The following is a 25,056-nucleotide window of genomic DNA, read 5'->3' on the forward strand; positions in this document are numbered from 1 at the left end:
ATTCAGAAGTTATACGTCAAGGATAGGATGGTAATATGAATAGTAAGTTCTCTAAAAATATCGCTGCAGATGTTGAAGCTGAAATAGTATTAGCTAAGAAACTGGAATTGGCTGATAACCCGTCAGAATCTTTTCATCATTTAGAAAATGCGCATGTCTTAGGTCAGGAGTCTACTTGGTGGCATGTTAAGGTACATATTCTTATGTTTCTCTGGGCTATTCGCCAGAGAGATATTAAGGAAGGAATCGGCCAAATTATTCGTATATTGGGTGCCGCAACTAAAACCGGTATTGGGTTAGTTCCTGCTGGTAATACAGGTGGCGCTAACGTTAGCCCTTTTAAACAACTGCCAATCAATCCATTACATCAGGCCGCAATTATTAGGGCCAAAAGTAACGTAAAACAAAAATTTTAAGTTCGCCCGCGACACGGATTGGAAAGACAATGAACGACGCAGAAAAGAAAATCGTAGCAAATATTAAAAAACATGGATGTCATGTTACCTCTGTCTTTGACAACAGAGGTGAAAGTCCAAGCTTCACGTATTCGACAGGTATCTTAGCAAGTTTTTGCGCCCCTGAAGTAATAATAGTGGGCTTACCGAATAAGTTGGCTTCATCCGTTGTTAACAACTATATGAGAAGAGTTCGTGATGGTGAAATTTTTGAACTAGGAAGCTTTTATCCAGATTTTTTATCGGGTTTCGATGTAACGTTCAAAGAAGTATCTTCATTAAGTAAACAGGAATACTTACTGTCTTGTTGCTGGTACTACAATGACAAATTTGAAGCTGTTCAGTTAATCTTTCCAACCACATCTGGAATTTGGCCATGGGACCCTGAGGCTGATAGTGACTTTCACGAAATTCAGCCTTGCTTGTCCGAAAATAGTTCATGGTAAGCCTATGTCAGGCGGTTTTAAGCGTGTACTGACGTAACGTTCTCCCGGTAGCTCATAGGTAGATGGGCTTAAAGAATATTGTATTAACCGTTAAAAAAATAACATCAGGGAATATAAATGAAAGGAAGCAAAACGGTATTAAAAATAGTTAAATATCTTAGTTTTATAGTGCTCATTATATTAATTATATTAGTTGGATTTGTATTCATTATTCCAATGACATTCGACTCCAGTACTCCCCCTTTGAACTATGGGAAAGTAGACTCCAAGCTATTTTTAGGAGACGGTAAGGAACAGCCTTTACTTGTATACTTTGGCGGTAGTGAAGGCGGAAACAGCATGACAAAGCCTCATAACATTAAAGAAAGACAGCAATATATTGATCAAGGGTATGCGTTGTTGGCAGTTGGATATTTTGGCATGGAAGGTATACCTCAAGAGCTAGATAGAATTTCTTTAGATGCGATTTACAACGAAATAGTTCTAACGTTAAATAATCCAAGATTAAATTTAAATTGTGTCGCTGTTATGGGTGGTTCTAAAGGGGCTGAATTAGCACTTACCTTGGCATCGAAGTACACAAAAATTAATGGTGCTGTTTCATTAGCTGGAAGTCATGTTGTATTTGCCGGGCCTTCTTTTTTTGCTGATGGCAAAACCTCTTCATTTATGTTTAATGACCAAGAACTCCCTCACGTACCACTAACGCTGGAGATTTTACCATCAGTTTTAATGGGCGATTTACGACGTGCTCATGAAATAGCATTAATGGATATTGATTCGGTCGAGGGTGCTAGAATAAAGGTAGAGGATGTTAATGGACCTATCTTGTTAGTTTCTGGTGAAAAAGATCACATATGGCCTTCACAAGAAATGTCAGAGGAAGTAGTCAATCGGTTGAAAAACAAAGGCTTTACCCATCCTTTCAAACATATTATGGTGCCCGATGGTAATCACTTTCAACCTCAAAATGATTACCACCCAGAAGTGATTAAATTTTTGGATGAAAATTTCTTACCTCGTTGCGATGCTCATTATCAGAACATCACCCAACACATGCACTAAAACAACTCCAGCGCGTGGCTGTGGACCCCCTTGGCAAAACAACAGCTGTATTGAAAAATACAGTACACCCTCCCCTTTCTCGGAATTCCAGCCTGCGTGTTCGTACCCCATATTTTTAAGTAAATTATACAAGGAGTGAAATCATCGCTAATCGTAAATTGATTCCATTATTTCTTTTTCTGTTATGGCTGGCCCTAGCAGTCTCAATTAGTCTAAGACACAATGAATATGGAAATATAATATCTAGGCTATCGCAGACAGACCGAATTGGTGAATGTGAAATAACAACCGAAGTTACCAGACAGTGGCCATTTTCTTGGGCCCCTCGTTCTGCAAGTGTCAGTGTTCAAAGACAAGATTTAACGCTCACCACGATAACCAGCAAATACAAAAAACCAGATCGAACGTTCCTTAAAACGCACAATACCAGTTATCACTTTACGTGGAGTGAAATAAAAAATAGTAATTTAACCGCATCTTATATGGATGTTGTAGTTGAGCCTAACGGTAAAGTTAACAGCCTTAGTATTGGTAATTGCGCTAATTTTAAAGAAGGAAATGATTTAATCGGTCACTTAGCGCGTTGTAAAGTACCGGTACAAAAAATAATGTGCACTTAATAAGCCATGAAAATGTTCCTGATCCACCAAATCGCACTAGTTGCCAGGCTGATATAAGCACGAGGGCATCGCCTTTAGGCGCGATGACAAAGCGGATGCATTTTTCGACCTTACAACATACCTATCAGATGGTTGGTCGACAGCGTGCTATTTAGAACAAACGCTTTAAGGCGTATGTTTAACTTCCAGAGCGGAAATAGAGGCATTTTTAGTAAACGTTAAGCCAAGTTGAACAACTGCAATAAGAATTTTTTATACACAAAAGGAAATGGTTTGAAGAAAATTGCCTTACTAATACCGTTAATTATTACCGGCTGTGCCGGTATGCCTGACTATGTCGAGCCTAAATCGACAACACCCTCCGCTACATTAAAAGTAACTAACGACTTTGATGCTCCGTTACTTGGCTATTCAACATTTGTGCATACTCATACTGAAACCGAAACGTGCGGTAAATCATTCGGTGCTGAGAGTGGTGCTAGGTTAATAGTCTTAGATAAGGGTAATCCTTTAATTTCTGAATTGAACCCTGATGGCGTTAAACTTTCAGCAGGTAGAAAATATAGCTTTATGATCATGTCTGTTGCTGGAATGCAAAACTGTATTATATATGCTTCGTTTAGTCCTGAAGCTGATCAAAACTACGAAATTAAAACATTTGGAAAGCTGCGTTCCTATGACAACAGCTGCGAAGCAGCGCTGTTTAGGTATGATGAATTGAATGAAGCTTATACATCAATAGATTTTGAATATTATGGTCAGTGTAAGTAATAGCGGCATTAAATAGCCGCGAAAGGACGATGTACTACTCACTATGAATTTATTATTTGTTTGCTCAGAAAACCGTTTACGTAGCCCAACGGGAGAATCCGTTTTTTCAGAATATGAAGGTATTAACGCTATTGGGTGTGGCACAAATGCAGATGCTGAAACCCCTTTGTCTGGAGACTTGGTTGAATGGGCAGACGTTATTTTTGTGATGGAAAAAGCGCATAAAAATAAAGTGTCTAAAAAGTATAAAGACTTACTGAAAGGCAAAAAGTTAGCGTGCTTAGATATACCTGATAACTATGAATGTATGCAGCCAGAACTTATTCAATTATTAAAGAATAAAGTACCTAGGTATGTACGAGTGTGATTACCAAGAGAAACTGACGGTATAAGTACCAAGCGACTTTGTCATAATATCACTTTTTCGTCAGTAAGGTTGCAGTACATACCCTGTGGTACTGAACAGGGTATATTTTATGTTACTTAGAAGCCGTTTACTAACGTTTGAATTGCTTCAATAACGATTTCGGGCTGTACTTTGTGGATAGAATGCTGGCGCTCTCCCGTAAATATTAATGTGCTATCAGTAGAACGAGAAGCAAGACTTTCTTGTAGACCCGCCCATATATAATGTTTTGTATTTTTATTCTGAATTTCAGAGGACGGTTGATTTCAAGCGATAACCACTAATGGCAAACCACCATAGTTCGGATTTAGTGTGTCTAATTGATTTAGACTCTGAGGGAAATAACTGGCTTCGTCTAAGCTGGTATATTGATGCTTGGTTGTACTTTTTTTGGCTCTCTCTTCTGGAGAAGTGTTGGATAGATATAATCTAGGCAGTCCGAAAGGGGCTGCCAACATGCCAAATTTGAACACGTACTTTTGAAATAAGCCCGTTCTCGGCATTCTATTTATTTGGTCTTCATGGGCAGAGTCTACCAAAACCAATGCCGCTATATCTTCGGGGTAAGTAAGGGCATAAAGCTGCATATTTACTCCACCAAACGAATGACCAACTAGAACAATTGGCCCTGTTAAATTCTTTTGCTCTAATATTGAATGAAGTTCCTCGATAATGGCTTTACTGTCTCTTTTTTTCGGACTTTCCTCACTCCAACCTAGGCCAGCCCTGTCGTATGTGATGACTCTCGAAAACTTTGAGACTTTGTTTGCTACCTTGTTCCAAACAGACAACTCATCACCCATTCCAGAGTCGAAGATTACGTTTACCTTTCCACTTCCACTATCCTCGACGTAAAGGCTATAGCCTCCAACGTCAAGCATTTCACCAGACTTCTCAAAGGAGGATGAATCGACGTAACTTTTATATGATTGATATACAAACCCAACCAGCAGTAAAAGTATTAGACCGAACGAAAAAAATTTGAAAAAAACTCTCATCTGGAAATTCCCTTTATCTCAATGTTTAAGAAGTTTTATTTGTGTTCAGTTTGTTTGATTACTTCTAAAAACTCAAACAATTAATGCACATTGGGATTTCTCAATCCTTAACTGAGTCGTATTAAGTTGATTGCGAAGCCAAATGTTTCGAACACCATTGGCGCTTATATCAATACCGAACTCAGCCTTCATTCTCATTGATACCTTTTGTTGGCCCATATGCGGATTAGATAAAGACACATTGATAACGACTTCCTCAATGGCTCTGTCAGTACGATTTTTGTGATGAAGATCTGGCGCTTCTTGCCGTTTTAGCGACTGGATTCCACCTTGTTTAAGCAGTTTTCGGTGGCGATAAATCGTATCGCGAGAGACGCCACTGAGTCGGGATGCTTCTGCTACATTTCCAAGCCTGTCAGCCAACGCTAATACCTCAAGTTTCTTCTGGATCTCATTGTCTTCCGAGGACAGTTTTTCAGGCTCAGTGACTTCTGTTACCTGTAGCTTTCGTCCGGCGAAGTAAGCTTCGAATTGCTTGTTTTTAGCTGTACGAATTTCAATTTTCTGGTTTGCGATTGAATGCTTAAGCGGAGAATCGATAAAGTAGAGTTTTCCGCCGTGGCTAAACGTATGGTCGTTGCGTATTTTTCTGTAGACCTTGGTAATGCAGATATCATCAAGATTGGTGTAGAGTGGTAAAGGTGTATATTCGGTTCCCGATGTTCTTGATTTTACAATCAGTCTCTTACGCCAAAACTGAGGGATGAAGACGTGTTGGAGGTAACTATTCGCACCCGTCATATCACTAATATTGTTAAGTCGTAACTCCGGTATCAACCTGTCTTGCAAGGTATCGAAGGCGCGTTCAACTCGGCCTTTGCCTTGTGGTGAATTAGCGAAGATAATTTCGATACCTAACTCTTCACACGCCCGTTGCATCTGAGAGAAGTTGCAGCGCTTAGGGCCTCCGAAGATACCTGCTCTATCGACATAAAGAGTTTTAAACACACCTTTCGTTTCGATGCAATCTCGCATGACTTTCAAGCACCCAACCGTGGTTTCTGAAGGGAAGAACTCAGCGTAAACTTCACTGGTTGCATCATCAATCATAGCGATGAGGCAATGTTTTTTATTACCGAACCAACGATGCGGACTGCCATCCATTTGCATCATTAAGCCCGGCGCTTCCATGCGCTCTCTACGTTTGCGAACATTACTGCGCCTGCGTTTAGCTCGTTTAACATGGTGAATATCATGTGCCCAACCACGCAGGGTTTCGCGTTTAACAACAATGTTTTCGTGAGTCTCAAGCATCTCGGCGAGGTGCAACAAGTTCAGGTCATAATATTTCTCGCGGATTAGCGACTGAACTTGCTGCTTAAGGCTGTCAGGCGTTTTATTAACTGGCTCGCTGCCTGTGTTTCCGTGAACGATAAACTGTAACCCTTGGCTTCGGTAAAGCTGTAAATAACGTTCAACAGTACGTCTGGATTAATTGAGGAGCTTAGTGGCATTGGCTATCGTAATTTTACGTTCAGCCACTTTTGCAATGACATCAACTGTCAATTGAGCTTTGGAATTCAACACAATCATCCTTAGCGTTCCTCAAATGCACCAACAAAACATTTAAAGAACACGGTTAAAGATAACCGTCAATTTCCCTTGGTAATTAGCGACTACGACAGAATCGCGTGGTAATTAAAGTACGACAAAATCGCTTGGTGTTCACACCCTTAACTGTACTAGCTCAGACTTGAGCTGACAGTCATGAATACGTCATATTAAGCGCCCAGCGAATGCGTTTATTTTCACCAGTGAAACTACATTCGCCAAGTATGCTGCCCTTTTTAGCTTACTTTTAACTGCCTGCCTGTTTTTGCCTATTCAGCGGTTTTAGACGACTTCTGCACCGCGCTATTTAGTTGATTAAGCTCTTTTTCAGTTAGATTTCGCCATTGCCCTGGTTTTAAATTACCTAGCTCTAGGTGCATGATACGGGTACGTTTCAACTTGGTAACTTCGTAGCCAAGGAATTCGCACATACGTCGGATTTGGCGGTTTAGGCCTTGTGTAAGAATAATTGAAAACTGAAACTTACCACGTGCATTTACTTTACACGGTTTAGTCACCGTGCCTAAAATAGGAACGCCTCTTGCCATTTTTTGAACAAAACGCTCACTAATAGGCTGGTTAACGGTAACTTCATACTCTTTGTCGTGGGCATTTTCAGCACGAAGAATCTTATTCACAATATCGCCGTCACTGGTCAGGATAATCAATCCTTCTGATGGCTTATCGAGTCTCCCTACTGGGAAAATTCTTTGTTTGTGCTTAATAGCATCGATGATATTGCCCTTCACATGGCGCTCGGTGGTACAGGTAATGCCAATGGGCTTGTTGTACACCAAGTAAATGCGGTCTGATTTATCTTCAGCCACCGCTTTAACTAGCTTACCATCAACCTTAACCAAATCGCCGTGCGCAACTTTGGTGCCCAGTTCAGGCAGCTTATCGTTAATGGTAACCCGGTTTTGCTCAATTAATTTATCAGCTTCACGTCGTGAACACAGTCCAGTATCACTGATATATTTATTAAGACGCTTTGTTACCTCAGAGCTCATGCTAAAAATCCTTACCCTTTCCTACTAAACGATAACGTGAATAAGCCCACACTGGCCTTGTTATCAAATCTATAACCGTTAATTTTACTATAAAAAAAGCGAGCTAAAAGCTCGCTTTTTTAACATTCAGTTAGAATTAATATTCCCACCAACACTCTTGCCACCACTCAAGGAACTCCTCGAAGTCGATGTAGCCATCGTTATTGCTGTCTATTAACTTAAAACCTTCTTGTACATGGCTGGCTTTAGTTTTAGGAGATATAACGGTTAATAACTCGATAAACTCCGTTAAATCAATTTGACCATTACCATCTTGGTCGAAGAAGGTGAAATCTTTCTTTATTTCTTCAATTTTTTCGTCTGAAAGTTGAGCGGTCACACGCTTTCCCTTTTTTAGCAACTACATAGAGGGTGAGTTTAACGCCCTTATTGAGTAGTGTCTATGCCTGATTTTCTCTTGCTTTTAAAGCACGCTCACGTTGTAAACGGGCTTTCTCTTCGCGCTTTTGTTCCATGGTAAGTCGTGCTTCTGTACCCACGTGTTCTTGCTGTCTCATCTTGGCAAGATTTACCTGTTTTTCGCGCTCACGAAAACGTGAAAGTTGATCTTCTGTATGGGTACCAAAACAATGCGGGCAGCTTACGCCAGACTCATACTTTTCACTTTGCATGTCTTCATCGGTAATGGGTAAACGGCATGCATAGCATTGATGATAATCACTTTTTTCAAGATCGTGGTTCACAGCTACACGATTATCAAATACAAAGCAGTCGCCTTCCCACAATGACTCTTCTTTTGGTACATCTTCTAAATATTGAAGAATACCGCCTTCCAAATGATATACCTCATCAAACCCCTGCTCTTTTAAATAAGCCGTGGATTTTTCACAGCGAATACCGCCGGTGCAAAACATGGCCACTTTTTTGTTTTTCTCAGGGCTTAATGTTTTAGCCACGTACTCTGGAAATTCACGAAATGTTTCTGTTTTAGGGTCGATAGCGTGTTTGAACGTACCAATTTCTATTTCATAGCCATTGCGGGTATCTATCACGGTCACATCAGGATCGCTAATAAGTGCATTCCAGTCAGCCGGCTTAACGTACGTACCTACGGTTTTACGCGGGTCGATACCTTCAACACCCATGGTGACAATTTCTTTTTTAAGCTTAACTTTGGTGCGGTAAAACGGTTGTTCTTCGTGAAGTGATTCTTTGCAAGAGATAGGATTAATTCTCTCGTCGGCATTGAGATATTGAAGTAACCCATCAATACCTTCTCGAGTGCCTGAAACTGTGCCGTTAATGCCTTCGCTGGCAAGTAATAGCGTGCCTTTAATGCCATTAGATTCCATGGCAGTTAATAGAGGTTGGCGCATGGCCTCGAAGTTTTCAAGCGCAACAAATTTGTACATCGCGCAAACGATATATTTAGACATAGTAATTTAACCTTTGCTAGTTGGAACGTAAAACCAGTGCAAAATGCGGCGCGCACTATACCAAACCAGTTTTATAATTTCCAGTTAGGCGGCAAGAAAGGATTCAGACTGCTCGATGATATCGCCAAGCATGGTATTGTCTTCTGGAAGGGTTGATGCGTAAGTAGCGGCAATACGTTTTTGGGTTGCCAGCGAGCAGTTGGTGATAATATCTTGGCTGATTTTCTTAGGATCGTTAGTTTGCGCAAGAGGCATTGGATGCATTTCCTTGTAAAGACGCACCTCGTCAAACTGCACCTGCGACGCTTGGTGTGCTAACTGGCTGGCCATTACCTGTGACAATTTCTGCATTTGTAACCAATCTGATTCACCTGCAGATAGCGGTACTTTACGATAAAAATTGAGCGCTTCTAGCCGTTTAGTAATATCGCTACTATCTTGTACCTCATTCGGACTGTCTATCGATATAGTATCGGCCAGCGCACTTTGCTGCATGGATAAGTACAAAGCAAAAAGCGTCGCATTACCTGCCGCCTTTGACAGCGTCCCGTTCCACTCCCAGGACATGCTGGGGTCGATAGACTTACTTGTGTTTATATCGTTATCAGACACGTAAATACTAAGATTTAAAACTCATACCTATAGTGTCGGCAAGATAATGTTTTTCTTAAGCTTATTCTTGCTCAAAACGTTATTTTCAACAATGATGTATAGTAACTCTTTACTCCTTAATGCGTGATGGTCATGTTCGGATGAAAAATGAACTTTTCAGATAAGCAGGTGCTTATTGTTGAAGATCAACGCCCTTTTCTCTTATTGTTGCGTGGCTTATTGCAATCCATGGGCGCCAGTGACGTTGTTACTAAATCATCGGCAGAAAAAGCCTTGTCGCTGTGTAAGAAACAAAAGTTCGACATTGTCGTGTGTGATCTGCATTTGGGCGTAGACAGAAAAAATGGTTTCGAGCTTATTGAAGAGCTTAGGATCAAACGTTTAATTAAACCCACCACGGTGTTTTTGTTAATTAGCGCCGATAGCGCCCGCCCTGTGGTGTTAGGCTCAATTGAACGCCGCCCCGACGATTACCTTATTAAGCCTTTCTCTCAGGTACAACTTAAAACTCGTATTACAAGAGCGTGGCAAAAACGCCAATTTCTTGGAGAGGTTTTACAAGAAGTTGCCAACGAAAATATAAATCGCGCCATTGATTTATGTGAAGACTTAATCAGCACACCATCCCCCTATAAAGGCACGTGTGAACAGTTATTGGTTGAACTCTACTTACGCCTTGAACAGTTCGATAAAGCGCTAGATGTTTTGAAGCCCTATATAGACGGAAAGCCAGTTTTGTGGGCAAGAGTTGCGCTCGCCAAAACCTATCTATCCTTAAAAAAATTCGACAAAGCCATTGATATCGCCGAAGACACTATCAAACGTAATCGTTTTAATGCAGAGGCACATGATGTGCTTGCTAAGGCTTTTGACGCAAAGCAGCAGGGTGAAACTGCCATTGCGGCTATAAAAGAAGCGATAAAGCTGTCTCCCTACTCCCTACCTAGACATTTTAGTGCCTGTTCTATTGGCCGAAATCATAACGACTTCATTTTAGCTTCCACATCTAGCATGGCTATTTGGGACTTATCTAAAAGAACGGTAAATCAAAATAGTCTTCATTGGTGTGGTGTTATCAGAAGCTTACTTGATGTTGCCGAGTACACCGATGACAAGCGAACACGAAACCGCTATCAACAAGAGGCCCTACTTGCCCTTCAACGAGGGATGTTCGATGAAAATATTCAACGGATAGACGATGAATTTGATGTGAGTATATTTGGTAGCATCGTTAATGCGCGAGTTAACGCAATTGATGGGAAAATGTTGGATGCTAAAAAGAATCTAGCCCACTCCCAAGCTGCTATCGAGCAGAAATATGACGCTACACCAGTGGTGTACATTCCCGATAGTATTAAAGTGATGTATGACCTAGGTGAATTTGAAGATGCTTTGCAACTTCAAGAAATTGTAAAAGCACAGAAACTTGAATTAGATTCAAATAGCGAATTCTTATTACGTTCAGAATCGACAAAAGCAAAGCAAAACTTTACTAACTACCAACAATTTAACCGGGAAGGAATACAACTCTACCAACAAGGACAGTATGAAAAAGCGAAGGAATCGTTTGCTCTTGCGCAAGGCTTTTCGCCGGTAAATACCGGTGTTGCACTTAACCTACTGCAATGTTTACTGCAAATATTGAGCAAAAATCAAAAGGCAGATCCTGAATTGTTTCGGGAATGTCGCCGTCTTTATAAACTTATTGATGATATGCCGTTGAAAATACAGCATCAGGATAAATACACCTCGCTTCGCGAAGATTTAGACACTTTTATGGGATCCAAATAATGATAATAACCCGTTCTAAAAAGCTCAGTGTTCCTTCTTGTTTTTACCCTACCATACTGCCTACTCTGCTGTGTGTCGTTGCTTTAAGCGGTTGTAGTCAAACTTCACCCTGTGAAGATATTGTTGAAGTAAATCGACAATTGCATGTATGCAAAAGCTTATCAAAAGTGATGAATGACAATCGTTATCCCCAGCAAGCTATTTCTGCTAAAAAGCGCTACGAAACTGAATGCGAAGATTTTAGATACTATCGAGACGACTACGACACAATATGTAAAGGGAGCCAACAAGCTATTGGTAACAGGCTATAGGTAAACGACTATAGGTAGCATGCTAATGTGATGGATGTATTAGCGAGTAATATGGAAGTACTTGTTAGTTGGGGAGTTAATTGCGGAGTAAATTGAGGAACATCAAACAACAATCAGTTCCCTATGTGGTTTTCCTTCAGCCATGATACGGTATATCTAAAGTTCAAGACTTTGTTAAGAGAAGGATATTCATATGTCTAAACGCGTTGCAGTACTAACTTCCGGGGGTGATGCGCCTGGAATGAATGCTTGTATTCGAGCTATTGTTATTGCCTGTGAAAGAGAGGGCTTCACGCTGTTTGGCTATCAGCACGGTTATAACGGCTTACTTGAACAAGAATATGAAATACTCGCATTAAATGCTACCCACAACCTTATTCAACAAGGGGGCACCGTATTACACAGTGCACGTTGTGAACCCTTTAAAACAGAGGAAGGTGCACAAACAGCAGCCGCGAATCTTAGCGAATTGAATATTGATACGCTTATCGTGATTGGAGGTGATGGCTCATTTAGAGGGGCACATCATTTAGCTGACTTTTGGCAAGGTCAAATTATTGGCATTCCTGGCACAATTGACAACGATGTAGCAGGTACAGACGCCACCATAGGGTATTACACTGCTATCGATACCGTGGTGTCATCAATTGATAAAGTAAGAGACACGGCAGACGCGTTTGAGCGAATTTTCATTGTAGAAGTGATGGGCAGACATGCAGGTTTTCTAGCCTTAAATTCAGCTCTTGCATCGGCGGCCGATTACGTGATTTTGCCTGAAACGTTTAATGAGTGTGAAACAGAGCTACAGAAAATAACGCAGCAAATAGAGAAACGAAGGCAGCTGAAGGGTGCTATTAGTTTCATTATCGTGGTGGCTGAAAATGTATGGCCTGGGGGATTAAACGACTTTGCCGAACAGTTAGTGTCAAAAACGCAATCTGAAGTTCGCCCAGTTACTCTTGGGCATGTACAACGTGGTGGGTCTCCGGTAAGCCAAGATAGGCTACTTGCCACTAAGCTAGGCACGTATGCGGTAAGTTTGGTAGGTAGCAAAAGTAACGGCATTATGGTGGGCGAACTAAACGGCACACCAAGTGAAATTGCGCTTAGCCACACGTGGGAGGATGATAAACCTTTAAACCCGTGTAGCTTGCAAACCATGTATACCATCATGAATGAGCGTTATTGATAACCACGTTACTGATAACCCGAAAACCTCAAGAAGGGTTACGCATAACTAGATTTAGTGGCTTATTATCAATAATTTAGCTTATATTTTTACTTTAAAAACAAAATGCCCGATTTCTCGGGCATTCTTTATAAATTACTTCTATCAATGTACTTTTGTGCTTTTTTCGGCAGATGTATTACATCTTCATCGCAGCTTTTACTTTGTCTCTATGGCTACGGCTTACTTTCAATTCAGTGTCATTTTGCAAAATTAAGTGATATTCACCACTAATATGACTCACCAACTTTTTCACGAAACGGATGTTAGCAATAGCAGAACGATGCACTCTTACAAACCACTGCGGGTTAAGTTCTTGCTCTAGCTCTTTCATCGTTTTGCGCATAATGTGCATGCCGTCTAACGCATGTACACACATATAATCGCCCGCTGCATCTATCCACTGAATGTCTTGAACATTCACGCGAGTCACTTCAGAACCATCTTTAATCGCAAGTACATCTGGGTAAGGATTGGTTTCTACTGGCTCACCATTAGCAAGCTTACGTAGAATTTCTTCGCAATCATCACCCGTAAGCTCCGCCACTAAATTCACCAAGCGTTTAGACTGTTCATCTTGATGTTGTGTAGAGAAGTACTCTCGCACTTTCACAAGTGCGTCTTTTAAGCGCTCATCATCAGCAGGCTTTAATAAGTAGTCTAGCGCGTGTACGTCGAAGGCTTTAATCGCGTAGCTGTCATAGGCGGTAACAAATACCACCATCGGAATAGGTTGATTAAGCTCACGTAGCTTATGTATTACTTGAAAACCATTTAGTCCTGGCATTTGAATATCAAGAAATACTAAATCAGGACGGAGTTGTGAAATACTGCTTACCGCTTCAAGCCCATTTTGGCACTCTGCCAAAACTTGAATGTCCTCATGACGCTCTAACCTAGCGCGAAGTCCGCGGCGTGCCAGCGGTTCATCGTCTACTACTAAGGTTTTTATTACTTGCTTTGTCATGCGCATACATCCTTCACTTCATAAGGAATACGAATTCGAACTCGTACACCCGACGGCTGGTTGTCTTCAATAGAAAATGCGAAATTGCGCTGATAGAGTGAGTGCAATCTCTCTTTGATATTCGCCAGCCCTACGCCATTTTCACGGCTTAACTGACCATCAATAATATTGGCACCGGGGCCATTGTCAGCCACGTCCATTAGTAAATCGTTTCCAAACGTGCGAGCGGTGATCGAAATTTGACCGCCGTTCTCCATTTTAGAAATGGCGTGCTTTACGGCGTTTTCAATAATTGGCTGTAAGATCATGCTAGGAACCAGTGCATTTTCGCACTCTTCATCAATATTCCAAACCACTTCTAGCCTGTCATCAAATCTTACTTTCTCAATTTCTAGATATAACCGTAAGGCCTTTGTTTCTTGGCCTAATGGCACCCGTTTGATGGGGTCATTATCTAGAGAATAGCGTAAAAAGTCGCTTAGCCGAGAAACCATGGCCTCTGCAGTATCGTTTTCTTTCAACAACACCAAGGTAGAAATAGCATTCAATGTGTTAAACAAAAAGTGAGGATTAAGCTGATAACGCAGCATCTTAATATGAGCCTGATGCGCCATAGTGCTGGCTTTAAGCGCATTTTGCTTTTCTTTTTGTAACATCTGGAAGTTTTTTATGCCGAAGTAAACGCCGCTCCAACATCCCACCATAATGAGTGAATTAATCGTATTGGTGAAATACATGTACCAAGCATCTGGCCGATAACCATGCTTGTAAATTTCCCAATAATTTATGTTCTTAACCACTGCCCATAAAAGTGCTATCAAATAGCACGATGCTATGACCGTCATAATCATTTTCAAGGGCGATTGTTGTCTTGCCCAACGATAAACGTATCGAAGTGGAATGGTTAGCAACCAACCAGCGTAAGCATTGAGTAATATGATAAATACCCAAATTGGCCTTACGTCGTGAAGGAATGAGCCAATGTAATAAATAATAGCGAAACCTGCCCAGCCTGCACTGTGCAAAGTCCAAAATAATCTTTCGTTACTTTCAATAACGCGCTGAAAGCGGCTCACATAATTACCGGTGGTTGAGTTGATTGATAGATTATACGCAAGGTATCACGCTTGCGGAGCGTCTTGGTCGTACTTCATATGCGACTTGTCGCACGCATTGCTCGGTTTAGCTACCGCGACTAATAACTAATATTCAATCTCTTAAGCCAATGCATCCACCACCATGCAGGGCCAACTAACAAGAATTGTAGATCTTCAAAAAAAGACGGCTTTTTGCCTTCAATTTTATGTCCAACAAATTGAAGGACCCACATTACAATGAAAAGTGACAAACAGAATAACCAAACACTCACATCATAATAGGCTATAAGATTTATGCCGCCGAAACACACTATGGTCAATAATGTCATGGCAGCACCGATAGGTCCTGACAATTTAAAATAATAGAATAATATAGGAATGGCGATAATATGCGCCCAAGTAACGTTGAAAGCGGCAATAAATTCAGGCACAGGTATGGCCCAAATAAGCCCTAAAGTAACGAAATAAATGCTAGGCACGGCGATAGCGTGAATAAGTACATTCATTTTATTTTGGTGACTTTCGTTGTACTGCATTAATAACTTTTCAATCGTTCTCATAGCAAATTCCACTTATTGTTATAGTTATTGCTCTAATTATTATTTAATTTTTCATTTAGTTTTTGATTTAGTGTCTTAACTCGAGCTCTTGATTTAACGCTTTATAAAATAAAAGACAGCGAAAATTAGTACTCGATATCGTTTTAAGTAATGAGTGTATGGCCTGACAACAGTGTATTGACAGCCTCTTCATCGCTATCAAATTTTAATCCATAGTAAACAAATTCAGATTCAAGCTGGTGATTTTTAACAATAGCGTTCAACGTAGAGTCATTACCATCAGTTGAGTACACCAGCGCAATCTTAGTTTCATCAATCATAATCGGCCATTCCGGCTTTAGCGGTAGCGCGATACGACAGCCATTGTTCGAGATATCAACAATGATCCCGGTCACTTGCTCAGCTTCGGGAAAGGCTTCTGAAGAGACTTTAACGGCAATACCTGGTTGAGCGCGTTTATTCGCTCTAAGCCCGATAGACTCTATACTGCGGGGAAAGCTTGTAATTAATAGCCCTGATGGCTTAGCCAGTAATTTTAGCACCTTAACGCGAAACGCGATGACCTGCCCTGCTCCACCTTCTAAAACAAAACGCACCACAATGTCATTACCGATTGTGAGTAGATCTCTTATTACCATCCACTTGGCCGATGTTGGGATTTGAAAAATCATACACGTCGCCAGCTCCATACCCACATAGGCAGTTTTTACACGTCTGGGCGCGGTAGGCGTAGTAATTTGTAAATCTACCACTGAGCCTGGTGGTAATGCGCACAAACTATCGACGTTTTCTCTGTTAAGTTGACTACTAGCGGCATTCTCTGACATGTATTTAAGAACGTTCTTATTGTACGTAATCTAAATGTAACCAATTTTCTGTCAGCTGACAAAACCTTCTCTATCAGGCATGATGTCGCCATAAATTTTAGATACGCATTTTTTTATATAAAGGACATCATGAATAGCCCTACGCTTCACTACCAATTGTCTATTTTTTCTTGGCAACAACATCTGTTTGATGTAACCCTCACTGTGCCTTCTCATAAAACGCAAACTCTGAACCTTACATTGCCATCTTGGATCCCTGGCAGTTATATGGTGCGAGACTTTGCTAAGAATATTGTGTCGTTATCTGCCACAAATACCGATACTGGCGACAGCATCAACTGTATTAAGACTGATAAACAAACATGGCAGGCTAACACTCAAGGGCAAGCTTTAACCATCACATATCGCGTGTATGCCAATGACTTGTCTGTGCGCTCAGCATTTATTAACGACGAGTATGCGTTTATTAATGGTACAAGTGCGTTTTTAAGTGTTGAAGGCTTTGAAGAGCGCCCCTGCAAACTACAAATTATAAAACCCGCTATTACCAACTGGCGCGCTTATACCAGTATGCCTTTAACGAATGATGTGCATGACAGCTGGGAATACGAAGTTAAGGATTATGCAGAATTTATTGATCATCCTATCTATATTGGCGTTTGTAACTTGCATAGTTTCGACGTGGATGGGGTTACCTTTGAATTGTTATTCTCTGGTAGGAATAATTTAGACCTTGAGCGTATCGCCAACGATTTAACACCTATCTGCAGGCACCACATGCAGTTATTTGGCGATCCACAACCCATGCAGCGCTATTTGTTCATGACATTATTGGCTGACACTGGATTCGGCGGTTTAGAACACCGTGATTCAACCGCGCTGCTTTTTCCTCGCTTCGACTTACCTATGGTGGGCGAAAGCGAGACTAAAACTGATGGTTACATTACCTTCTTGAGCCTGTGCAGCCACGAGCTTTTCCATACTTGGCATGTTAAACGCATTAAACCCGAGGTTATGGTTAAACCTGATTTACAGAAAGAAACCTATACCAACCAACTGTGGATTTATGAAGGCTTTACCAGCTTTTATGATGACGTTACGTTAGCCCGTGCGGGCACTATTACCCCTCAAAAATATTTAGATATCGTATCGCAGAATTTAACCCGCTTATTGCAAAATGCTGGTAGGTTTAAGCAGTCAGTAGCAGAAAGTAGTTTCGACGCGTGGACAAAATTTTACAAGCAAGATGCCAGTGCCACTAATTCAATTGTAAGTTACTACACCAAAGGCGGCATTATTGCGTTTGGCTTAGATTTACTGCTGCGCGAAAAATCGAACAACGACGTAACGTTAGACTCGCTAATGCGCCATTTATGGGAACAATATGGTCGCGATGAGAAAGGTACGCCTGATGACGTTATTGCCGCGATATGTGAACAAGACTTCAATATTGATATTTCTGACTACCTAGCCGATGTGGTTTACGGTACAAAAGATGTGCCATTGGAAAATTGGCTATCGAACATTGGGGTTGAACTGCTAACTCGCAGTAAGGTATCTGCTGAAGATAAAGGTGGCAAAACAAGTGGCGAAGGCGTTAAGCGCCAACTAGGTGCCAATTGTAAGCCTGCCCCATTAGGACTTACCGTAACGCAAGTATTTGAAGGCTTAGCAGCCTCTGATGCAGGTTTAATGGTTAACGATACTATTATTGCCGTAAATGGCTATGTGGTTAACCAGGTTAAATTGCAGCGTATTTTAGATTCAACGAATACAGGGCAAGTCAGTATTTCATTGATTCGAGATGGACGGTTGTTAACCGGCGATCTTGATGTAAGAAACGCCCGTGAAGACGTATGTTACTTCTCTGTTGTTGATGAAAGTAAACTTGCAGCATGGTTAGGCCTTAGCAAATAACTAAATGCCAGCCACTAGAAACTAATCACTAAAAGCTAATCATAAAAGCTATACGAAGAAGGGCTACCTTAATAAGGTAGCCCTTTTTGTTTAGCGATAATGCTGTTTCGATGTGATAACTGGTTCGATGTATTAATAAGCGCCGCGGTTCTAAATTACTCGAATAGTCATTCGTACCCAACCTAGTCACGTACGCTTGGCTTATACTCGCGCTAGCGCTCTATTGCGACGTTCCCGCTCTACTCAGGGGTTCCCGACACTACCGTCTGTGGATCAAGGCGCATTTTGCCTAGGTTGATCCGCCAATCTAAATGCGGGCCCGTTGCTCTACCCGTAGCGCCAATAGTGCCTATCTGATCGCCTTGCGCTACCGTATCGCCAACTTTCACTGTAATAGAATCTAAGTGAAGGAAAGTTGAAAATACACCCATGCCATGGTCTAGAATTAGCGTATTACCTGAGTAATACAAGTCTTCCGCCAACGTCACCGTTCCTTCTACAGGTGCGGTAACAGGCGCACCGGTTGGCCCGCCTACATCAACGCCAAAGTGTGGCCACTTTGGTACGCCATTTAGCACGCGCTGGCTACCATAGACACCAGTTATAGGGCCTTTAGCTGGCCATTCAAAACGCGTAAATAGTGCATCAGCGTCGGTTACTTTACTTCGTGCAACTGACACATTAACGTTGTCCTGCCTAATTCTTTCAAGCACCGCTGTTGGCGGCGTCACCATTTTAGAATCAAGCCCGTCTATACGTTGAATGTCGTATTCACGTTTAGTGAGGGTAATATCTCGTACTGAAGTGGTACCATCGGCAAACTCAACTTCGAGCTTGTGAGAAAGGCTTGCATCCCGCGCAAAACCAAACACGAATTTGCCTTCGTTATTTAGCTGTAATGCTTCACCATCAAGGGTAACTTTAGCACCTGGCGCAACCTGACCTCTTATCAAGCTCCCTTGGGTTAAGGTGCCATTTAACGTAATTGGCTCCTGCTGGGCAAAAGCTGCTGTGCTGCCCGCGCTTAAAAGCAAAACAGAGATGCTTGCAAGCCCAACTGTTTTTTTAAGGAAATTTATTACACGAGCTTGAACTACACTAGCCCGGATAAACTTTAAACGCTCAACCCGAAAATTCATTACCACTCCTTTTCTTGCACTTTTAGCCACATCTTCTAAGGTGCAATTACGCTGACACCATTCTTACTGGAAACTGCCGCTACTCAGAGACCATGGCACCTTTACCCACACCTTCATAAGCCACTACTTGGCAGTGGTTGTCTGGTGTACGTTTCTTTTGCTCAATTAACAGGTATTGCGCTAAACATTCTACCGTTGAATCTGTGGTTATCACTTCGCAATCGGCTTTCGGAATAAGTAACTCGAAATAGCCCTGTGACGATTCGTATGCAAACGAGTAGTAGTCGCTAGGTGTGGCTACTGAACCAGTAATTTTGCGATCTTCATAAGCAATTTCATCTTCCGTAGTAGCGATGTAGATATCGGCCCAACGGTTGGCCCAATAGGCTTGTTCTTGCTCGCTAATCTTACCATCTAGGTAAATATCGATACGCGAACGGTGGCCATGAGCAATTCGCTGACAGTTTCCATCATGCTTTTTCAACCCGTGGGTATAATGGTAAAACGGAGATTCTATAACCTCGGCACGCAGCTTTAATGTGATGTTATCAACGTTTTCTGGTAAGTGAGTGGCGAGCACCTCTTTTAAGTAAACGCTAACCGATTCCATGGTAACTACGTCTGAATACAAAAAAGCGTAAGCTTCTGCTGGGCAGCGAAGCATAATTTCTCTACCATCTTCACAGGTGAAGCGCACTTCAACCTGTTCATTTGCATCATCATGGATAACCGTCGCACCCGCATATTCCGCAGGCACAAGCAATTTATGATCGACATACTCGTCAATCAGTCGTTTTAGGTCTTTTTTAACAATACCAAAATCCTGAACCATACTTTCTTCGTTAAGTTCACCGGTTAGGATTACATCGACAATCCAGCTTTCACCTACCATGCCGCGCTTGGGGCAAAGGTAAGAAAAGTCCATTACTGTCAAATCGTTTACAAATAGTTGCATGACACCCTTGTATCGTGTTCGTTTTCTGTTGTTAGTATACGTTTTTTACGTGTTAAACGCAGTGATTAGTCCATAGAAGATTGGCGATTAAGCTGATCTTTTAAATTCGGTGGAATACCGCGAATCGTTAAGGTATCGGTGGCTGGGTCGTAAAAAATACGATCGCCCATCAATTTGCGTTCAAAACTTACCGAAACACCGCCGCCCTGCCCTGTAAATTTAGCTAGCTGTTTTAGTGCTGCGGGATCTGGCTGAATCTCTTTTTCAAGCGGTACTTCCATAGACTGAGTAAATGAAGAAAAGTTGCTGCTAGTTTCTTCGTTTGAAGGCAACCTGTTGGCTAACTCGTCTACCGATAAACTTTCACCCGCATCAATCTTTTCTTTAAAATAGGTTTTCACTTCCTCGCGGTGTTGATGCTGCTCTTGTGGATCTAAAGATTCACTGGCCAAATAGGCGTCTACAGAGGAGATAAGCTGCTTATTTTGCTGCTTCACGTCAACTAACTCTTCGCATCCTACAAACTGCATAAAAAAGTCGGATACCTTACGGCCCATTCGGCCTTTTATAAAGCTAACGTAACGCTGCTGTTCTGGTTGTATATCCCATTGGGTTAGGTCAATACGAACGGCAAGTTGCATGCGGGCTAAATCTAAATGTTCACGGGCAGACAAATCCAGTGAATTAGTTACTTCAACGTGAGAGCGAGTATTTAGCAACGCAATCATCAAATATTGAGTAGCCAAAAATTCATACTGGCAGAAAATAAGAAATCCCGTTTCTACCGTGCCGGTATCGATTAATGTTTTCACCAATCGTTTGGTCGCCGATAATGAAAAGCTATGAAATTCTTGTTCTAAATTGTCACCACCCGCTTTTTTCTGCGCCAAATAGTCTTTCAAGCCTTCGGAAAATTCTGTTACGTTATCCGTATTTTCTTCATCGCTGTGCGAAACAAAATGACCAACCCCTTTTCCGGGTTTAGCATTAAAACTGTGGTTAATCTGATGGGCTAAAAGCTCTATTTCAGGTGTAACTGCTAAACAGTTTTCACGAGGAATTGCTTCAATCTTGTCATCTTTATTAACGACTAAACGATGTACAACAAAGTGATGAATCAGTGCACTCATAGAGTTAAGGGTGTCCTGTTGCTTAAAAAATGTAAGAAATACCTACGGAATTGCGGGATTTTAGAATGAATGATTGTTATCACTCAAACAACGATTATAATCATTTTACGAGTAAAACCATTCTTTTTATCAAAGAAATCATAAAAAAGAGGCGTAGCAGTGCCCCAGAATAGCCGTTATACCAATGCTGAATTTGAAAACTTAATGAATAAAGTCATTCTAACCCTCGAAGAAAACGATGCGGGAAGAGATTTATCATTAATGGTACTAGGTAATGTGATTACCCATATTTTACAGACTCAGGTAAGTCCTGACAAACGCGAAGCCATGGCAGATCAATTTGCCAATGTGCTCAAGAAGAGTGTTCAAGGTTAAATAGGCTTCATTTATGATTTTAGCCGAATCTCCTCGCCGCCAGCGAGTGACGAAATTAGTAAATTGGGGCCATTGGTTCGCCTTTGCGAATATAATAATTGCCATTGTTATTGCATCAATTTTTGTGTTTTCTTCACCTATGCCAGGCACGGGCGTAGGTACACTATATCTATTAACGAATTGGTTAGGCCATATTGGCTTTATGACCTTTTTCGGTTTTGTGATATTTATTTTGCCCTTGTGCTATTTAGCAACCAATCCAAGAGCAATTAAAGCCAGTGCATCTATTATAGCGGCCGTAGGGTTGGCGCTCCTCGCCTTCGATGCGTTGTTATTTAATCGCACGGGTTTTCATATCAGCTTTCATTCAGCCGATTTACTGAGAACAGAAGCACAAACTCAAATAAGTGAATTCTACTGGCAACAGTGGGCTTATTTATTCATGCTGTTTCTAGTATGGCTAGGCTTTCAACTTGTGCTTGCTAATGCAATTTGGAAACGGGTCGAGCGCTTTTCTAAACACAAGATTGGCGTTCCTGTAGCTAGCTTCTTCGTTGTGTGCTTTGTTAGTAGCCATGCAGTGCATGTATGGGCCGATGCTGAGCTTTATCAGCCCATCATTAAGCAAGATAACATGTTTCCGTTATCTTACCCTGCTACGGCTAAAACGACGATGTCACGCTATGGCTTACTAGACTTAGCTGCATATGAAGAACGTAAACAGCTTCAGTTTAACTCTGACATCCACAATATTAATTACCCTGCTGAGCCGGTGTATTGCTCTATTGATTCTGGCAAGAACATGACCGTTATTGTGCAAACAGATGAAGGTGACATTTCTGGTATTAATGACCTAGGGTTAAACGCGTTAGAAAACTATCATTCTACGGCTAGCAGTTTAGATGGGTTAATTACAACTACCTTGTTTGGTGTGCCAGAGATTTATCAAGACTCGCTTAGCAACAAGCGCCCTGTGTTGCTAGCTCTGCCGGTTGGTCTTGGTATGCCTGTGTCTATTCATTTTGACGAGAGCTTGCCCGCTGATATGTTTTCAGGCTATCAGCAACCTTTGTCGAATAACCATAACGGCTTGCACTTAGCGTTTCTTCCGGCATCTGCAATAACAGATTATGTCACGCCAGAAATGCTGAAAAACAATAACGTTATGATTGCCACAGGTTATGGCAACGAGAATGCACAAGGCGTGTTGTACAGCAATATGTCGCTAAGTGCAGATATTGCCAGTACGGAAGACCTTGCACCAACTATTATGAATGCTCTGGGGTGTGCAGCACCTACTACCTTCTATTCTACCGGTCAGAACTTACTTAGCCCTAGCCGTAAATGGTTAGTAAGTACTTCAGGCGAACGAATAGTCGTGTTCCACAATGGTAAACGTACTGATGTATTGAGTAACGGAAGTTATGAAATTACTGATGTTACCACGGGTAAACGCAGTAACGCGCCGCTGAATGTAGATTTATTGAGCCAAGCTATCAAGCATTTGTCGCGGTTTTCTAGTCAAAACTAGAACATAATCTATTTAGAACTAAAACGTAAAAAAGCGCCAATCGGCGCTTTTTTTTCATTTAAGGAAATCATGGACAAATGGGCGAAGAGTAAATAAAAGGCATTGGTGGCCTCATTACCTGAATAACACTACTCATATTTGCCTACATTAGATTGTTCGGTGTTAGTAGCGTGCCACGCTGATTTCGTTTAATGACGAAACCTGTGTAACATTTTCTAGTTGTGCATTTGCTGGCGGTGTTTTGCTAGACACAAAATAACAATGGGCTAGCTTCACATCTTGCCCTGCTTCGATATCTCGCCAACTGTCACCAATCATGATGCTAGAGGGCAACATAATAGCATGCTCCTGTGCGGCCTGTTTCAACATACCTGAGCTAGGTTTGCGACACGTACACTGCTTTTTATATTCACCAATACCATGCTCTGGATGATGAGGGCAGAAATACACGGGTACAAAGCTGATACCTTCACGCTGGAAGTCTTGCTGTACTCTGCTCATCAATGCATGAAAGTCGTTCTCTGAATATAGCCCCCGAGCAATGCCTGACTGATTGGTAACAATAATGATTTTGTAACCTGCGCTTTCAAAGCGCTTCATTAGCGAGAATATGCCATCTACATATTCAAAGTTTTCATACTGGCCTACGTAACCATGGTCGACATTAATAATACCGTCGCGATCTAAAAATAAAGCTTTAACCGGTGCTGAATCCATTGTGTGCTTTCTCTTCATGGTCAAATCAACTGGCATCGGTTGATTTTTGCCATACCTGAACGCGAAAATCTACCGTCACTTGAGTGAGTGATGTAACTATGTCAGCTAAACGGTCTGGGGGTAAACGCCAATAATAGGGAGTCATTTTAATCAATGCTATTTTTTGTTCATCATTATCAAAATGCAAGGGGTAATTAACCGTTTCATCCAAAGATTGAGTGAAGCCATCACGCGCCTCTTTTTGTACTTCATGTTTTGCAGGGTTGTCGTATACCAACGACTTTAGCTCGAATAAATGGTCTGGTGCAGGATCTACGGTAAGCAAAATTCCACCCGCTTTTAATACACGAGCGTATTCTTCACTGCTGCCGGGGGCAAAAACCTGAATAATCGCGTTTTGCGTTTCGGGTGCTATGGGTAAATCAAAACTACTTGCTACAACGAACTGCTGTTTTTTATAAGCTTTAGCGGCTAGTTCCACGGCAATTTTAGCAATATCACTTCCACTGCCTTTAATGGAAAAACCTTCGGATTCTAAACCTGCAACTAACGCATTTAGGTAACTTCCTTCACCGCACCCTGCATCATAAATGGTTAGTTCTTGGTCAGCGTTGGCGTTAACGGCATTGGCTCTATCAACAGAATCGGAAAAATACTGTGAAACGATTTCAACCATGCGCTGTTTAAGCGGGCCGTAACCATTTAAGTCGTGAAACTCTCTACGGGCACGAACCATATTTTTATCATCACCGGGCGATTTAGAGTTTTTAAATTGTACGGGGAGAAGATTGACGTAACCGGCTTTCGCTTTGTCAAAACTATGGTTATTGCTGCATTGAATGACCGAAGCACTAATATCAATTGGGCTTCGGCAAAGTGGGCATTGCCACATAAAAAAGAGTCCACTGTAAAAACTGTCTAACACTGGTGGCGATTTTAGCAAACTTCACCGCGAGTGTCGTGACTGCTTCTCACCTAGGACTTGATTGTAGGGTTTCATCGCATTCAAAGTTTTCACACAGAAATGCATAACAGCCATTTAAGCGTTCTCGCACACATGCGCTAACGCCTAAACGCTCAA

Annotated in this window: 25 protein-coding genes and 1 pseudogene; 11 read left to right on the forward strand and 15 right to left on the reverse strand. The window is 41.6% G+C overall.

All coding sequences use genetic code 11. The features are described 5' to 3' along the window. Positions 1-35: 35 nt before the first annotated feature. From Q4561_RS02510 to Q4561_RS02530, 5 genes are all read left to right on the forward strand, one after another. Complete coding sequence (locus Q4561_RS02510) at positions 36-416, forward strand: DUF3703 domain-containing protein (RefSeq protein WP_303457384.1); 381 nt, start codon at positions 36-38, stop codon at positions 414-416. A 29-nt stretch (positions 417-445) separates the two neighbouring features. After that, complete coding sequence (locus tag Q4561_RS02515; protein WP_303457385.1) at positions 446-901, forward strand: DUF4262 domain-containing protein; 456 nt, start codon at positions 446-448, stop codon at positions 899-901. Between the two features lie 117 nt (positions 902-1,018). Continuing rightward, entirely contained in the window at positions 1,019-1,966 is a 948-nt protein-coding gene (locus tag Q4561_RS02520; protein ID WP_303457387.1) for an acyl-CoA thioester hydrolase/BAAT C-terminal domain-containing protein, read from the forward strand. Positions 1,967-2,859: 893 nt separating this feature from the next. Beyond that, positions 2,860-3,357 (forward strand): hypothetical protein, encoded by a 498-nt coding sequence (locus Q4561_RS02525; RefSeq protein WP_303457389.1) that lies wholly within the window; start codon positions 2,860-2,862, stop codon positions 3,355-3,357. A 43-nt stretch (positions 3,358-3,400) separates the two neighbouring features. Continuing rightward, the gene (locus Q4561_RS02530; protein WP_303457391.1) at positions 3,401-3,724 is read left to right on the forward strand and encodes a low molecular weight protein tyrosine phosphatase family protein; all 324 of its coding nucleotides are present in this window, start codon (positions 3,401-3,403) and stop codon (positions 3,722-3,724) included. A gap of 305 nt (positions 3,725-4,029) precedes the next feature. On the opposite strand, the gene Q4561_RS02535 is transcribed toward Q4561_RS02530, so the two are convergent. The 6 genes and pseudogenes from Q4561_RS02535 to Q4561_RS02560 form a co-directional block, all read right to left on the reverse strand. Then, positions 4,030-4,644 (reverse strand): alpha/beta fold hydrolase, encoded by a 615-nt coding sequence (locus tag Q4561_RS02535; protein WP_303457393.1) that lies wholly within the window; start codon positions 4,642-4,644, stop codon positions 4,030-4,032. 189 nt (positions 4,645-4,833) lie between these two features. Further along, positions 4,834-6,354: pseudogene (locus Q4561_RS02540) on the reverse strand (ISNCY family transposase). 287 nt (positions 6,355-6,641) lie between these two features. Further along, on the reverse strand, positions 6,642-7,382 hold the full coding sequence (gene rluF, locus Q4561_RS02545; protein ID WP_303457394.1) for a 23S rRNA pseudouridine(2604) synthase RluF: 741 nt from the start codon (positions 7,380-7,382) through the stop codon (positions 6,642-6,644). Positions 7,383-7,518: 136 nt separating this feature from the next. After that, the gene (locus tag Q4561_RS02550) at positions 7,519-7,761 is read right to left on the reverse strand and encodes an EF-hand domain-containing protein (RefSeq protein ID WP_013784036.1); all 243 of its coding nucleotides are present in this window, start codon (positions 7,759-7,761) and stop codon (positions 7,519-7,521) included. A gap of 61 nt (positions 7,762-7,822) precedes the next feature. Next, positions 7,823-8,818, reverse strand: a complete 996-nt coding sequence (locus Q4561_RS02555) for a rhodanese-related sulfurtransferase (RefSeq protein ID WP_303457395.1) — start codon at positions 8,816-8,818, stop codon at positions 7,823-7,825. An 84-nt stretch (positions 8,819-8,902) separates the two neighbouring features. Continuing rightward, on the reverse strand, positions 8,903-9,430 hold the full coding sequence (locus Q4561_RS02560) for a VC2046/SO_2500 family protein (RefSeq protein ID WP_303457396.1): 528 nt from the start codon (positions 9,428-9,430) through the stop codon (positions 8,903-8,905). A 147-nt stretch (positions 9,431-9,577) separates the two neighbouring features. Between Q4561_RS02560 and Q4561_RS02565 the strand changes: the two genes are divergently transcribed. From Q4561_RS02565 to Q4561_RS02575, 3 genes are all read left to right on the forward strand, one after another. Further along, a complete protein-coding gene (locus tag Q4561_RS02565) occupies positions 9,578-11,221 on the forward strand; it encodes a tetratricopeptide repeat-containing response regulator (RefSeq protein ID WP_303457398.1) in 1,644 nt (547 codons plus the stop codon). Then, positions 11,221-11,532, forward strand: a complete 312-nt coding sequence (locus tag Q4561_RS02570; RefSeq protein WP_303457399.1) for a hypothetical protein — start codon at positions 11,221-11,223, stop codon at positions 11,530-11,532. Before Q4561_RS02565 ends, Q4561_RS02570 begins: the two co-directional genes overlap by 1 nt. A 193-nt stretch (positions 11,533-11,725) precedes the next feature. Continuing rightward, on the forward strand, positions 11,726-12,721 hold the full coding sequence (locus tag Q4561_RS02575) for an ATP-dependent 6-phosphofructokinase (RefSeq protein WP_303457401.1): 996 nt from the start codon (positions 11,726-11,728) through the stop codon (positions 12,719-12,721). A gap of 178 nt (positions 12,722-12,899) precedes the next feature. Here the strand turns inward: Q4561_RS02575 and Q4561_RS02580 are convergent, their stop codons facing one another. The 4 genes from Q4561_RS02580 to Q4561_RS02595 all read right to left on the reverse strand — a co-directional run bounded on the left by Q4561_RS02580 (position 12,900) and on the right by Q4561_RS02595 (position 16,211). Then, entirely contained in the window at positions 12,900-13,727 is an 828-nt protein-coding gene (locus Q4561_RS02580; protein ID WP_303457403.1) for a LytTR family DNA-binding domain-containing protein, read from the reverse strand. Beyond that, positions 13,724-14,803 carry a sensor histidine kinase gene (locus Q4561_RS02585; RefSeq protein WP_303457404.1) on the reverse strand — a complete coding sequence of 360 codons (1,080 nt, stop codon included), beginning with the start codon at positions 14,801-14,803 and terminating at the stop codon, positions 13,724-13,726. Before Q4561_RS02585 ends, Q4561_RS02580 begins: the two co-directional genes overlap by 4 nt. 119 nt (positions 14,804-14,922) lie before the next feature. Next, on the reverse strand, positions 14,923-15,384 hold the full coding sequence (locus tag Q4561_RS02590) for a DUF962 domain-containing protein (protein ID WP_303457405.1): 462 nt from the start codon (positions 15,382-15,384) through the stop codon (positions 14,923-14,925). A 143-nt stretch (positions 15,385-15,527) separates the two neighbouring features. After that, positions 15,528-16,211, reverse strand: coding sequence for a PilZ domain-containing protein (locus Q4561_RS02595; protein ID WP_303457406.1), 684 nt, complete (start codon positions 16,209-16,211; stop codon positions 15,528-15,530). Between the two features lie 129 nt (positions 16,212-16,340). Between Q4561_RS02595 and Q4561_RS02600 the strand changes: the two genes are divergently transcribed. Beyond that, entirely contained in the window at positions 16,341-18,128 is a 1,788-nt protein-coding gene (locus Q4561_RS02600; RefSeq protein WP_303457407.1) for a M61 family metallopeptidase, read from the forward strand. A 239-nt stretch (positions 18,129-18,367) separates the two neighbouring features. Here Q4561_RS02600 and Q4561_RS02605 read toward each other — a convergent pair whose 3' ends face one another. The 3 genes from Q4561_RS02605 to yejK form a co-directional block, all read right to left on the reverse strand. Continuing rightward, positions 18,368-19,267, reverse strand: a complete 900-nt coding sequence (locus Q4561_RS02605; RefSeq protein WP_303457408.1) for a M23 family metallopeptidase — start codon at positions 19,265-19,267, stop codon at positions 18,368-18,370. Between the two features lie 79 nt (positions 19,268-19,346). After that, entirely contained in the window at positions 19,347-20,222 is an 876-nt protein-coding gene (locus Q4561_RS02610; RefSeq protein ID WP_303457409.1) for a 6-carboxytetrahydropterin synthase, read from the reverse strand. Positions 20,223-20,287: 65 nt separating this feature from the next. Then, on the reverse strand, positions 20,288-21,352 hold the full coding sequence (yejK, locus tag Q4561_RS02615; RefSeq protein WP_303457410.1) for a nucleoid-associated protein YejK: 1,065 nt from the start codon (positions 21,350-21,352) through the stop codon (positions 20,288-20,290). Positions 21,353-21,511: 159 nt separating this feature from the next. Here yejK and Q4561_RS02620 point away from each other — a divergent pair, with 159 nt between their 5' ends. Together Q4561_RS02620 and Q4561_RS02625 are read left to right on the forward strand one after the other, a co-directional pair. Next, the gene (locus tag Q4561_RS02620) at positions 21,512-21,727 is read left to right on the forward strand and encodes a DUF1414 domain-containing protein (RefSeq protein ID WP_303457411.1); all 216 of its coding nucleotides are present in this window, start codon (positions 21,512-21,514) and stop codon (positions 21,725-21,727) included. Positions 21,728-21,740: 13 nt separating this feature from the next. Further along, positions 21,741-23,258 (forward strand): DUF3413 domain-containing protein, encoded by a 1,518-nt coding sequence (locus Q4561_RS02625; RefSeq protein WP_303457412.1) that lies wholly within the window; start codon positions 21,741-21,743, stop codon positions 23,256-23,258. Positions 23,259-23,420: 162 nt separating this feature from the next. Here the strand turns inward: Q4561_RS02625 and Q4561_RS02630 are convergent, their stop codons facing one another. Continuing rightward, complete coding sequence (locus Q4561_RS02630; protein WP_303457413.1) at positions 23,421-23,975, reverse strand: HAD family hydrolase; 555 nt, start codon at positions 23,973-23,975, stop codon at positions 23,421-23,423. 25 nt (positions 23,976-24,000) lie between these two features. Further along, entirely contained in the window at positions 24,001-24,867 is an 867-nt protein-coding gene (locus Q4561_RS02635) for a putative RNA methyltransferase (RefSeq protein WP_303457414.1), read from the reverse strand. Between the last annotated feature and the right edge of the window lie 189 nt (positions 24,868-25,056).

Source organism: Alteromonas sp. 1_MG-2023 (assembly GCF_030547075.1).
Classification (GTDB): domain Bacteria; phylum Pseudomonadota; class Gammaproteobacteria; order Enterobacterales; family Alteromonadaceae; genus Alteromonas.